Here is a 12,827-nt window from a genome sequence, read left to right as displayed (position 1 = left end):
TAAATTAAGGCGCAAAGGTAAGGCTTTTTAAGAGTTTACCCTATTTGTATAATTGTAGGCTACCCACAAATGTCTTGAATGCTAACCTTTTATCTTTTTTGGTTTTATTGGGCCATATTTATCCATCAGATAAATTAAAGATGTCATGGTAGCGGCTCCTAGCTCTAACTCTCTTTTATTTACATGTTCAAAAGTGTCGTTCTCCGCGTGGTGATGGTCAAAATACCTTTGGCTATCTGGGCGTAACCCAGCAAGAACAATCGCATCTTCTTTTAACGGACCTATATCCGCACCGCTTCCTCCTTTTTCAAATAAATGAATAAGGTAGGGCTTGAATAATTTTTCCCAACTTTGTATCTGTTCAAAGTTGGCATCGTCCGTATCAAAAGAAAAACCTCTAGGGGTAAAGCCCCCAGCATCACTTTCTAATGCCAATACATGATTTTCACCTTTTTGTTTGGCCACCTCTGCATACTTGTTTCCTCCTCTTAGACCGTTTTCTTCGTTCATGAACAATACCGCCCTAATGGTTCTTTTGGGTTTATAACCACTAGCTTTTATCAATCTTAGAACATCCATACTTTGTACCACACCAGCACCATCATCATGACTGCCATCTCCTAAATCCCAAGAATCTAAGTGGCCACCAACCACCATTATTTCATTTGGGTATACAGAACCTTTAATTTCGCCAATAACATTATACGATTGTACATCCGGGTAAACCTTACAGGTTTGGTTAAAGTAGAACTTTATTGCCGGATTCAATTTTAATGTAGCACTTAATAATTCTGCTCCTTTGGTACTAATAGCCGCAGCAGGCACCCTATTTTCTACCGGTGTATCCCCATAACTCATAGAACCGGTATGTGGGTAATCATCTAAGCGCAAATTCATAGAACGAACAATAACCCCTACTGCGCCATATTTGCCGGCCTCTGCCGCACCACTATAACGTTGGTCTACACAGCCACCATATGCATTAAAAGTAGAAATTTGTTTTGGGTCCATAGGACGATTATAGAAGACAATCTTTCCTTTTATTTTTTCCTCGCCTAATTCCTTTAACTCTTCCAAGCCTTGTACTTCTATAAGCTCTGCCTTTAAACCACCATCTGGAGTTGCAACAGAACCGCCTAATGCACAAACCGGTACATTGGTAGTTAACCCTGGACTGGTTTCAAAATAAGCAAACTCTGCCGTTCCCCTAACCCATTTGGGAACCATTACCGGTTGTAGCCAAACCCGGTCTAGACCTAAAGAATCCATTTGGGCTTTTGTATACTCAACGGCATGTTGCGCTTGCACGGAACCAGACAATCTACCTCCTATTTGGTTAGACAAGTAGTTTAACCAATCGTACGCTTTTCCCTTGGTTAGGGCCATATCATAAATTGCTCGTAATTGTTTTTCATCTTCGGTTTGGGCCTTTACTACGGTAAGCATTAAGGCAAATAAGAGTAAAAAGGTTAGTTTTCTCATTAAGCTTCTTTTTCTAATTGTTCTTTATAGCTTTTCAAGTTACTTTTTATTTCGGGGTCTAATTCTGGTTCCTTAATATCTTTGTACTTTTTTAACGTTTGCAATAGAATGGAAGCTACTATTAACCTAGCAGATTTTTTATTGTCTGCAGGTACAATATACCAAGGCGCATGCTCCTTTGATGTTTTATTAATTGCTGTTTCATAGCAATTTTGATAGGCTTCCCATAGTTCTCTTTCTGCCAAATCTCCTGGAGAAAACTTCCAATTTTTTTGTGGCAAGTCTAATCTTCTTAGTAGGCGCTTACGTTGTTCTTCTTTGGAAAGGTGCAAGAAAAATTTAAAAACCAACGTACCATTTTCGGTAATGTGCTTTTCAAAATCATTTATTTGCCTGTAACGTTTTTCCCAAAAGGCATCATCCACATCTTCTACCGAATTAATATCTGGTAAATTCTCACCTAAAATATATTCTGGATGTACCTTGGTAACAAGTACATTCTCGTAATGTGTTCTATTAAAAACACTGAACTTACCCCGTTCTGGAAGCGCTATATAATGGCGCCACAAATAATCATGCCTTAATTCTAATTTTGTGGGTACTTTAAAACTATGCACTACAACGCCACGAGCGTTCAATTCTTTAAAAACTTCACGAATTAAACTGTCTTTACCCGCAGTATCCATTCCTTGCAAGCACACCAGAACGCCATATTTACCGTGGGCATAAAGTTTATCTTGAAACTCTGCCAATTCTTTACTGGTTACCTTTAATTGCTTTTCCAGCACTTTTTTACTGCTATTAAAATTGTCCTTGGTAGGGACTGATTTTAAAGCTACCGGTTTTGTAACCTTATATGATGTTATATCTATTGTATCCATAAACACCAAGATACAATAACAACCGTAAAAGCCGTACTAGTAAATTAAACTGGGACTATTTTTTTTGCTTTTTAAAGACAAAAGAGGTTTTATACCGATGTTATCCTATTAAGTTTACAATAGCCCGTATCTTGCATGCACCAAATCTTATTAAAAATGAAATCCTACAGGAAGCTATTTCTTATAGTAGCTGGTTTTCTAGGAATCATAAGTTTACCCCTGTTAGTAGCTTCTACTAATTATAATGCTTGTGAATTCGCTAAAAAAAATACCACTTTCATTGCAGAGCGTACGCAAGAAGCGTTGAACGCTCCTACCTTAGATTTGGTAAAATTTCATTCATTTAGAGCTCTTAAAGCAACATTTAATAGTAAAACCAATTTTGGCGACTGTGGATGCGAAAAAGCATTGGGTACCATAAACCAGGTAGAAAAAAACCTGAGAAGTGTTACCAAAAGTGTTGCACTTGATGATGCTAGACTATTTCTTGAAATTGCATCTAAGAACTTGGATTTAACCAAAACCAATCTTTTAGATTATACCAAAGAACACTTAAGTGCCTACGGAGATGAGTTTTTGGTAATGAATACCAAGGAAGCCGTAGAATTACAAGGTGGTATAGCAATTGACTCCAAAACACAAATGGACTCGGTTATTGAAAAAAGTCTATCCAAGTTCGAAAAATCTTTAAAAGACGTTATTATACTGGTAGATTGTGAAAAAGCCCAACAATTTATACAAGCCACGGTAAACCGCACTAATGTTGCATTGGATGACCCAGGTTTATCCGATGCCAAAAAATATTACCACAAAAGGGTATTGGAAATTAGCAATAACGCGATCAAAGAATTATCCGGTTGTGAAAACAAAGGGTAACTTTCTTTATTTACTAGCAAACAATTTTACATCGTCTTCACTTACCTCAGCTCCACCTAAGATTATTAGTCTTTCTACAACATTACGTAGCTCCCTAATATTGCCCGTCCAATCATAGCCCTGCAACAATTTTATGGCGTCTTGGGAAAAGACTTTTGCCGCACTACCTTGTTCCTTGGCAATTTTTTGCGAAAAGTGTTTTATAAGGGTAGGTATGTCTTCCCTCCTATCATTTAAGGCAGGAACCTTAATTAATATTACCGCTAATCGATGGTATAGATCTTCCCTGAACTTACCGTCCGCTATTTCTTGCTTTAAATCTTTATTGGTAGCCGCAAACACCCTAACATCTACTTTTATATCCTTATCGCTACCAACCCTGGATATCTTATTTTCTTGCAGTGCCCTAAGTACCTTAGCTTGGGCCGAAAGACTCATATCGCCAATTTCATCTAAAAAAATAGTACCGTTATTGGCAGCTTCAAATTTACCTGCCCTGTCTTTTACCGCAGAGGTGAACGCCCCTTTTACATGACCAAATAATTCACTTTCAATTAATTCTGACGGTATGGCAGCACAATTTACTTCTATAAATGGTGCGGAAGACCTTGGGCTTTTTTGATGCAACCAATGGGCTACCAATTCTTTTCCTGTTCCATTGGAGCCGGTAATCAAGACCCTTGCATCTGTTGGTGCTACCTTCTCTATCATTTCTTTAATGGTCTCAATAGCCGGGCTACTGCCTACCATTTCGTAATTTTTGCTAACCTTTTTCTTAAGTTTTTTATTCTCTACTACTAACTCCTTTTTATCCAAGGCATTTCTAACGGTAGTTAATAGTCTATTTAAATCTGGTGGTTTAGAAATATAATCAAAAGCACCTAAACGCATGGTATTCACCGCGGTATCTAAATCGCCATGACCAGAAATCATGACAAACGGTATTTCAGGTTTAATTTTTTTCGCATTTTCCAACACCTCTACACCATCCATTTTGGGCATCTTAATATCACATAGAACAAGGTCAAAATCCTCTTTTTTAAGCGTTTCGATACCCTTTAGACCATCTTCTGCTTCAGAAACCTGATAGGCATCGCTTTCTTCGGATAAAATTTTAACCAAGACCCTTCTAATGGCCGCTTCATCTTCTATTACTAATATTTTAGACATGTGTTTAATTTTAAAAAATGGAAACTTTAAATCCGCCCCTTATAAAAAAATTAGATTCGCCGTTTAATAAAAATACGTCATTCCTTTTGTTATCCCTAAGCTTTCCTTCTTGGTGAACAGATTTACCAAAATAGGCGTAAAAGGATGCTATGTTGCTTACTTTATATTGATACCCCAAGGTAGCCACTAAAGCAGATAATGATATTCTGGTAGCATCTACGCCTTCTGGCATGGCAATAGGATTTTGAACATTTACAAAGTAACCGTCCAACAATAGTGCCAATTGTACTATGTGGTCTTCAGAGGGGTGATATTTAAAATTGGATTTAGGTATGCCCAAGGTATAGGACCAATTTGGATGAAAACGTTTGTAGTAACTCACCACTGGTAGTGGTATTGGCAGACCGGTGGTACTATTGTAAGAAAGGCCCAATACAATTCTATACGGTTTGTCTGCTTTTGGATTGTCTTTTAAGAAAGTTGCAGTGGCATTAAAAAAATAATCGTCTAGTGTTGTTCCTTGGGTAAGATTGGATGCCAACCTGGGGGTAAGTATACCTATTAAACGCCAGTTATCGTTCCATTTTGCAATGTACCCAAGGTTTAAATCTATAATATGTAATTTTTGAAGTTGTGCCGTATCAAAACCAAAATCTTTTGAAAAATTGATATTAAACTGATTGTACTCACTACCCACCACAAAATAGTCTTCTTTGGAGAGTTTTAATGGTAGGTTTAAGGCGAACTTATAGCGCTCCGTGTGTACACCAGAATTGTTTTCTGGTATTCGCAAATATTCTAAACGCAATAAGTCAGAGCTTTGTGCCCTACACATACAAACCACAAAAACAAGAAACAAACTTATGTTGAATGGACGTATTGCCTTTGCCATTACCTCTCTGTATTAGGGGCCTTGTAATTGGTATGTCCAATAATGTGAACATCTCTTTGGGGGAAAGGTATAGAAACGTTGTTTTCCCTAAATTTAGCATCTATGGTGTACCTTATATCACTCTTAATCCTTGGGTCTCCAAAGCTATCGTTTATAAAAAAATGAACTGAAAATAGAAGAGCGGAGTCCCCAAAATCATCAAATGTTACAAAAGGTTTAGGGTTCTTTCTTACACTTTTTTGTTTGTCTACCGCCTCTAATAACAAATTGGTCACCAATTGTACGTCGCTGCCATATGCTACACCAACAACTATCTTTTCTCTTGTTAGTTTGTGATTTTGCGTGTAGTTATAAATTATATCACTAATAAATTTGTGATTGGGAATAATAATAATTTTATCATCTCTGGTTATTGCCCTTGTGGTACGTAGCTTAATCTCAAAAACCTTACCCACTTTTCCATTAACCTCTATAATATCCCCTACATTTAAAGACTTGTCTACAATAATAAAAATGCCACCAATAATATCTTGAAAAAGCTCTTGTAAAGCCAGACCCAAACCAACGAACAATGCGGCAGAGGCTGTTAATATTACCGTTACGTTAATACCCGCGGCACTCATGGTAAGTAAAATAACAACCAGATAAACAAAGTATTTGATAAACTTAAATATGCTAATAAACTTTAGCGTATCCTCGCTATCCATTTTGCGGGTAAGTAACTTTCTTAAAAACTTTAAAAAGTAACTGGTAACTACAAAGGCAAGAATTAAAACCAACAATAACCAAATGGTAAGATGTATGGTACCCTCTCCTGTAGGTATATGGAAACCCAGGTTCATAAACTCTTTTATGTTACCCCAAACATCTTTCTCCAATATTTCCTTTACCGGCTCTGCCCCTTGCATCTTATTTGTATTTAAGCCACTTAAATAGTTCTTTGTAAGTAGGTTTTTTACCATACATTAAAATACCAACCCTATAAATTTTGGCCGCCAACCAAACTATTGCCAAAAAGGTTAAGATTAGCAATATAATACTGGTTACAAATTGCCAAATTGGCACACCACCTTCACCTAAACCACCAGGTATTCTCATTAACATTACAATTGGACTGGTAAGCGGAAAAAGTGAAAACCCAACCGCAATTGGTCCATGTGGGTTGCTAAAAACAGAGAAAAAGCCAACATATATGGCCAACATTAATGGCAAAATAATTGGAAATATAAATTGCTGTGTGTCTGTTTCATTATCTACGGCAGCACCAATTGCAGCATAAATAGAACTGTAGATAAGATATCCCAAGACAAAGTAGATTAAAAAAGAAACCACTATTAATACCCAAGGTATTTTAAAGAACTCTGCTGCATATAAAAGCATTTTTTGATTTTTGGCATCCGCAAAATCGCCCATGCCCGCCATAGCTCCAGGCCCTAATGGCTGACCTTGGGTTAAAGTAGCTAAATCTATGTTTAATAATAACAGTGCCACAAACAAGAGCATACTAGCAGATATAATCCATATGGTAAATTGGGTTATACCAGCCAAAGAAGTACCTATTATTTTACCCAACATTAGTTGAAAGGGCTTAACAGAAGAAATAATTACTTCAATAATTCGTGATGTTTTTTCCTCAATAACGCTTCGCATTACAAAACCACCATAAATTATAATGAACATCATAATTAGATATCCAAAACCGCCGCCAATTATTGCTTTAAGTTCATTAATCCCTTTGAGGTTTTCTTCACCCTTAAAAGTACCTGCATGCATCTGAAATTTTGTATCAACCGTAGCGAATTGTTTTTTAGAAATACCCAAATCTTGTAACCTGGCTTGTCTAAGCCTTTGTTCAAAAATACCCTCTAAACGGTTTAAGACACTACTGTTTGGATTATCCTTAGCATAAAGAAATGTACTTTCTGCCGTTTCTTCCAAACTATCTTCTTTAGGAATATGTAACAAGGCGTAATAATCTAAACTTTGGGTAGAGTCTTTAGCTTCTTCAAGGGTAATATCTTTGAAGCTTACATAAGAAATAGATTCGGTTGGCGTAAATGCATTAGAAAAATAATCGCTTTGGTTCAAGATAGCAATCGTTCTACTTTCACTGTCGTTAACCTTGGTAAGGTAAGCAATCAAAACAATCATCCCTACCATTAAAATAGGACTTAAAAACGTCATAATGACAAAAGATTTGTTCCTAACCTTTGCCAGATATTCTCGTTTGATAATTAATCCCAGCTTACTCATTACTTTTGGCGTTTATGGTTTGAATAAAGATATCGTTTGCAGATGGAATAGTTTCTTCAAAATGATTAACGTTGCCGTAGGTAGTAAGACTAGCTAACAAGTGAGAGGTATCTGCAGAAGGCAGTTGTATGGAAAGTTCCCAGTTTTCGTCTTCCCTATTATATAAGGCCTGCTTAACAACAAATTGCTCTTGTAATACGCTGCCTAGATCAACGGCCGTATTATTGGGTGCAACGCCTATTTGGAACACATTGTTTTTATGGGCCTTTTTAATATCCTTTAATTTGCCATCCAATATTTTCTCGGACTTATGGATTAGGGCAATATACTCGCATAGCTCTTCTACTGATTCCATTCTATGTGTAGAAAAAATAATAGAAGTACCTTGCTTTTTTAGCTCTAGTATTTCGTCTTTTATGCGGTTTGCATTTATGGGGTCAAATCCACTAAAAGGTTCATCAAAAATCAACAATTTTGGCTGGTGCAAAACCGTAACGATAAACTGGATTTTCTGAGCCATTCCCTTGGATAATTCCTGGATTTTTTTGTTCCACCAATTACCAATTTCCAAACGCTCAAACCAATATTCCAAACGTTTTTTAGCGTCTGCCTTAGACAAACCTTTTAATTGCGCCAAATACAAGGCCTGTTCCCCAACTTTCATACTTTTATAAAGTCCGCGCTCTTCTGGCAAATAGCCAATGGTGGCAATATGCTCTGGCGCCAGGGGTTCACCATCAAACAATACATGCCCTTTATCTGGGTAAGTAATTTGATTGATTATACGTATTAAAGTTGTTTTACCTGCGCCATTAGGCCCTAGAAGTCCGTAAATGCTGTTCTTAGGTATATTTATGGATACGTTGCTAAGTGCTGTATGTTCTCCAAATTTTTTAGAGATATTTTCTGCAACAAGAATTGAATTCATTCAGAGAATTTTATCAAATATAAAATTTTGAGAGGGTACTAATTAATTTGTTACCCTATTTTATTTTTTCCTAAAAAAACAAAACCCACCCTTAATAAATTTAAGGATGGGAAAAAAATTGCTATGAAAAAGAAAATTAGATACTGCGCTAACAGTATCAAAATCAAATATACGGTTTTTCCTTAAACAAAAAGCGTTTTTGTTTAGGAGAACATATCTTTAACTTTCTCAAAGAAAGATTTATCGCTCTTTTCTGGTTTTGGCTCAAAATTATCATCGTTCTGCATCCGTTCAAAAAACTCTTTCTGCTCTCGATTTAGTTCTTTAGGGGTCCAAACGTTAACATGTACCAATAAATCTCCTTTACCATAACCATTTATACTCTGTACGCCTTTACCTCTTAACCTTAAGATTTTACCAGATTGTATACCAGGTTCTAGTTTAATACGCACTTTACCACCAACAGCATCTATCTCTTTGGAACATCCTAAGACTGCTTCAGAAAAACTTATATAAAGATCGTAGTGTAAGTTGTCTCCTTCTCTCTTAAGGGTGTCATGCTCAACAGATTCTATGGCTACCAACAAATCTCCAGGAATACCGTTTCCGGGAGCTTCATTACCCTTACCAGAAACCTTTAATTGCATGCCTTCTTCAACCCCAGGTGGTATTTTAATAGATACTGTTTCCTCTTGTACCTTTAAACCTTGAGCATCTGCATCAGATGGTTTTTTGTCTATCATTTGCCCCGCTCCACCACATGTATTACAAGCGGTCGCGGTTTGCATTCTACCTAAAATTGTATTGGTTATCTTGGTTACTTGCCCGGTTCCATTACAGGTTGTACAAGTTTTATAGGTAACCCCGGCAGCCTGCATTTTACGCTTAACCTTAATTTTTTTCTCAACACCATTTGCAATCTCGTCTAGAGTTAGCTTAACCCGTATTCTAAGATTACTTCCCTTTACACGTCTTTGGCCACCACCAAAGCCGCCAAAGCCGCCAAAACCACCTCCAAAGGCACCGCCAAAAATGTCTCCGAATTGGCTAAATATGTCATCCATATTCATACCGCCGCCACCAAAACCGCCATTATCAAAAGCAGCATGGCCATATTGGTCGTATTTGGCACGTTTATCTGCGTCTCCTAATACCTCATAAGCCTCCGCAGCTTTCTTGAACATTTCTTCTGCTTTGGCATCTCCGGGATTTTTATCTGGGTGAAATTCTATTGCCTTTTTTCTGTAGGCTTTTTTTATTTCAGCCGCAGTTGCCCCTTTGGAAACACCTAATATATCGTAAAAATCCTCTTTCATAATCCCTTATTAATTACCTACAACCACTTTTGGGTGGCGAATGATGCGGTCTCCCAACTTAAATCCTTTCTCGATTACATCTATAATCTTACCCTTCATACTTTCATCGGGTGCAGGTATTTGCGTTACCGCTTCGTGCACTTCTGCATCAAAGGCGTCTCCGGCCTTAACCTCTACCTGTTCTAGACCCTTGTTCTTTAAGGTTTCGCTGAACTTACCATGAATCAACTCTACACCTTTAAGTAGTTCTTTTTCCTCTGTTTTTGCAATTTCCTTAATGGCACGGTCAAAATCGTCCATTACCGGCAGCAAAGAAACCATAATCTCTTGCCCTGCTGTTTTGAACAACTCCATACGTTCTTTGGAGGTTCTTTTTTTATAATTTTCGAACTCAGCAAAAAGACGTAAAAACTTATCCTTTTCCTTGGCTAAATCTTCTTTTAACTTATCCGTTTCAGATAGTTCTGCGTCTTGTTCTGTATCGTTATCTATATTTTCAGCTTGCTCAAGCTCAGTTTCATCAACAGATTTTTTTGCATCTAGCTCTTCATCCATTTCTTTAACCTTACTTTTTTTGCTCATCGTATCTTATATTTATTTATGCATTTTAAGTTGGCAAAAGTACTGCCATTATCTTAAAAAATGTCAAAATGTCACAGCAAGCCATAAAAAAATCCGCCAAAGCGGATTTTATTCACTTGTTTAATGCCTCTTATTTAGGAGTAAGTATTCTCATATGCCCCTAAAGACTCTATTTTATTGGTCTCAGGTTTGTAGATTTTATCTAGTGCACTACAAATATTTGTGTAGTAAAAATTAAAACCGGCATCTTCGATTTTTTTACTGCTTACCCGCTGGCTAGCAAATAACAAATAGGCCATTTCACCTAAAATCAGTTTTAAAATAAACTTTGGCACATTGGGTAACCACAATGGCTTCTGTAAAGTTTTGGCCAGTTGTTTGGTTAACTTTGAATTGGTGACCGGATTTGGCGCTACACCGTTATAAGTACCATTAAGTTCATTATTTAGCGCGAATACAAAAATTCTAGCCAAATCTTCTAAATGTATCCAAGATTGCCACTGCTCACCTGTTCCTATTGGCGCGCCCACATAATTTTTAACTGGCTTGGCCATTTGCGGAAGTGCACCGCCATTTTCTGCCAATACCAACCCAATACGAATAGCGGCAACATTAAAATTAAAATGTCCAAAACTGGCTATCTCTTGTTCCCAAGCAACCACCACATCGCCCAAAAAGCTATCATCTACCTCCTTTTCGTTTTCAACATACAATGAAGTTAGGGAACTAGGATAGATACCAATTGCCGAGGCAGAGACAAACCCTTTGATTTTTTCTGCGCCATAGGCCACCAGACCTTCCCTAAGGGTTTTTAAGCTATTAATTCTACTAGTTAAGATTTTCTTTTTGTTACTGGGCGTCCACCTTTTAGAAATTGTAGTACCGGCAAGATTAATGATGTGTGTAACACCTTCAAAAGCATTATTATCTATTATATTCTTCTTAGGATTCCAAAAAAAGCCAGTGTACCCTTCCTTGGAGCTAATTTTCTGTTTGCTGGTAGTTAGATAATGTACAGGAATTTCTTTCTCTTGCAGCAAACCAACAATTGCTTTCCCCACCAATCCTGTTGCTCCCGTAATTAAAACTTTCATGTAAATTTTTCTACTAAATTACAGCTTAATTATCCTGTTCACAGGAAGTTAAAACCTATTTAACATAGCTGTTCAACTTTTAACTATAATTGGGAAAAATTAAACGAAAAAATTTAACGCAACATTTAAAATTCTATGGTTTAACAGCCCTAAGCATTTCGCGTTTACCCGGCGGACCTGGCAAACGTTCTACCTTAAAACCAACAGCTTGCATAGCACGCCTAACGCTACCTTTTGCGGCATAAGTAACTAAAATTCCCTTAGACTTGAGTGCATAGAACATTTTTTGAAATATTTCTTCTGTCCACAATTCGGGTTGCACCCTTGCACCAAAAGCATCAAAGTATACCAAATCAAATTTATCTTGATAGGTAATCTCCTGAAAATTAATTTGTACTTTTTCTAAGCTAAATTGCGCAATTAAGTTTTCTGGCACTCCCCAGTCAATTGAATGCATCTGCTTAAAAACTGCTTCCAATTCTGGTTTATGTAGCAGCTGCACATAATTAAGCTGCGTTATTTCTTCCTGTGCTACCGGAAAAGCCTCAATACCGGTGTAACGTATAGTATAACCCAAACGCAGGGTTTCCCTAATGGTTAGCAATGCATTTAGGCCAGTTCCAAAACCAATCTCTAGGATAGCTATTTTGGCATTTTTTTCGAATTGATGCAATCCATGTTTTAAAAAAACATGCTCCGCCTCCTGTATTGCACCGTGCTTAGAATGGTATTGTTCATTCCATTCTTCCAAATGTATGGTTGCAGACCCATCTGCGGTTGTAACAACTTTTCTTTTCAACCTATTTTTCTGTAATTAAAACACCATCCGCCTCAAAACGCAATGTTTTCTTAGGGGCTGTTATTTTAGCTATTTCTGTCGTCATCAAACCTTTGTCTTTTGCATAATGCTTTTGGTCTTCTACAGACATTTCTTCAATAAATGCCTTACCATTCATAACCACCTCGTTACCCGCAACATCTGTAGGCACAAAAAAGCCATAGTCTTTGAACCGAACAAATACTTCTTCTCCATTGCTTAAATCTACACGCATCCAGCAACCTTTTGCCTGGCAAACCTCCTTTATGGCACCCTTAAGCTGGGTTTGGGTGGAATTGCCGGTAACTAAGTTAGCGTATACATTATTCTTTTGTTCAAGATTTTCTTCTACTTTAAAGGAAGATCCAAATCTAGCCTCACCGTCTATTCTTTGTGAAAAACCTGCAACCACAAAAAACATTACAATAAGTGTGCTAATACTGTTAAAAACTCTCATAATTATTCAATTTTATAGATATAACGAAAAAGGAATCGTAAATAATATTTACTATGGACTAAAACTAACCATAAATAGC

Annotated in this window: 13 protein-coding genes; 1 reads left to right on the top strand and 12 read right to left on the bottom strand. The window is 37.1% G+C overall.

Features of this window, described 5'->3' with window-relative positions; genetic code table 11:
• Positions 1-81: 81 nt before the first annotated feature.
• Complete coding sequence (locus BUL40_RS12960) at positions 82-1,482, bottom strand: M20/M25/M40 family metallo-hydrolase (RefSeq protein ID WP_080319591.1); 1,401 nt, start codon at positions 1,480-1,482, stop codon at positions 82-84.
• Positions 1,482-2,363 carry a PPK2 family polyphosphate kinase gene (locus BUL40_RS12955; RefSeq protein ID WP_010517505.1) on the bottom strand — a complete coding sequence of 294 codons (882 nt, stop codon included), beginning with the start codon at positions 2,361-2,363 and terminating at the stop codon, positions 1,482-1,484. Before BUL40_RS12955 ends, BUL40_RS12960 begins: the two co-directional genes overlap by 1 nt.
• A 156-nt stretch (positions 2,364-2,519) precedes the next feature.
• On the opposite strand from BUL40_RS12955, the gene BUL40_RS12950 reads away from it, so the two are divergent.
• Positions 2,520-3,239, top strand: coding sequence for a hypothetical protein (locus BUL40_RS12950; RefSeq protein WP_080319590.1), 720 nt, complete (start codon positions 2,520-2,522; stop codon positions 3,237-3,239).
• A 6-nt stretch (positions 3,240-3,245) separates the two neighbouring features.
• Here the strand turns inward: BUL40_RS12950 and BUL40_RS12945 are convergent, their stop codons facing one another.
• From BUL40_RS12945 to BUL40_RS12900, 10 genes are all read right to left on the bottom strand, one after another.
• Complete coding sequence (locus BUL40_RS12945; RefSeq protein ID WP_010517503.1) at positions 3,246-4,409, bottom strand: sigma-54-dependent transcriptional regulator; 1,164 nt, start codon at positions 4,407-4,409, stop codon at positions 3,246-3,248.
• Positions 4,410-4,419: 10 nt separating this feature from the next.
• Positions 4,420-5,301 carry a DUF6268 family outer membrane beta-barrel protein gene (locus tag BUL40_RS12940; RefSeq protein WP_080319589.1) on the bottom strand — a complete coding sequence of 294 codons (882 nt, stop codon included), beginning with the start codon at positions 5,299-5,301 and terminating at the stop codon, positions 4,420-4,422.
• Positions 5,301-6,209: a mechanosensitive ion channel family protein gene (locus BUL40_RS12935; RefSeq protein ID WP_176465483.1), complete on the bottom strand. Its 909-nt coding sequence runs from the start codon at positions 6,207-6,209 to the stop codon at positions 5,301-5,303. Before BUL40_RS12935 ends, BUL40_RS12940 begins: the two co-directional genes overlap by 1 nt.
• A gap of 1 nt (position 6,210) precedes the next feature.
• Complete coding sequence (locus tag BUL40_RS12930) at positions 6,211-7,554, bottom strand: ABC transporter permease (protein ID WP_080319587.1); 1,344 nt, start codon at positions 7,552-7,554, stop codon at positions 6,211-6,213.
• A complete protein-coding gene (locus tag BUL40_RS12925) occupies positions 7,547-8,482 on the bottom strand; it encodes an ABC transporter ATP-binding protein (RefSeq protein WP_080319586.1) in 936 nt (311 codons plus the stop codon). The genes BUL40_RS12930 and BUL40_RS12925 overlap by 8 nt, the downstream gene beginning before the upstream one ends.
• Positions 8,483-8,685: 203 nt before the next feature.
• Positions 8,686-9,798 (bottom strand): molecular chaperone DnaJ, encoded by a 1,113-nt coding sequence (gene dnaJ / locus BUL40_RS12920; RefSeq protein WP_080319585.1) that lies wholly within the window; start codon positions 9,796-9,798, stop codon positions 8,686-8,688.
• Between the two features lie 9 nt (positions 9,799-9,807).
• Positions 9,808-10,380, bottom strand: a complete 573-nt coding sequence (locus tag BUL40_RS12915) for a nucleotide exchange factor GrpE (protein ID WP_080319584.1) — start codon at positions 10,378-10,380, stop codon at positions 9,808-9,810.
• 134 nt (positions 10,381-10,514) lie between these two features.
• Complete coding sequence (locus BUL40_RS12910; RefSeq protein WP_080319583.1) at positions 10,515-11,474, bottom strand: TIGR01777 family oxidoreductase; 960 nt, start codon at positions 11,472-11,474, stop codon at positions 10,515-10,517.
• A 133-nt stretch (positions 11,475-11,607) separates the two neighbouring features.
• Positions 11,608-12,273 carry a tRNA (5-methylaminomethyl-2-thiouridine)(34)-methyltransferase MnmD gene (gene mnmD / locus BUL40_RS12905; RefSeq protein WP_080319582.1) on the bottom strand — a complete coding sequence of 222 codons (666 nt, stop codon included), beginning with the start codon at positions 12,271-12,273 and terminating at the stop codon, positions 11,608-11,610.
• Position 12,274: 1 nt separating this feature from the next.
• Complete coding sequence (locus tag BUL40_RS12900) at positions 12,275-12,748, bottom strand: DUF4920 domain-containing protein (protein ID WP_080319581.1); 474 nt, start codon at positions 12,746-12,748, stop codon at positions 12,275-12,277.
• Positions 12,749-12,827: the final 79 nt, after the last annotated feature.

The organism is Croceivirga radicis (genome assembly GCF_002072105.2).
Taxonomy (GTDB): domain Bacteria; phylum Bacteroidota; class Bacteroidia; order Flavobacteriales; family Flavobacteriaceae; genus Croceivirga; species Croceivirga radicis.
Note: the sequence above shows the minus strand (reverse complement) of the source record. Positions and strands in the feature narration are given on the sequence as shown.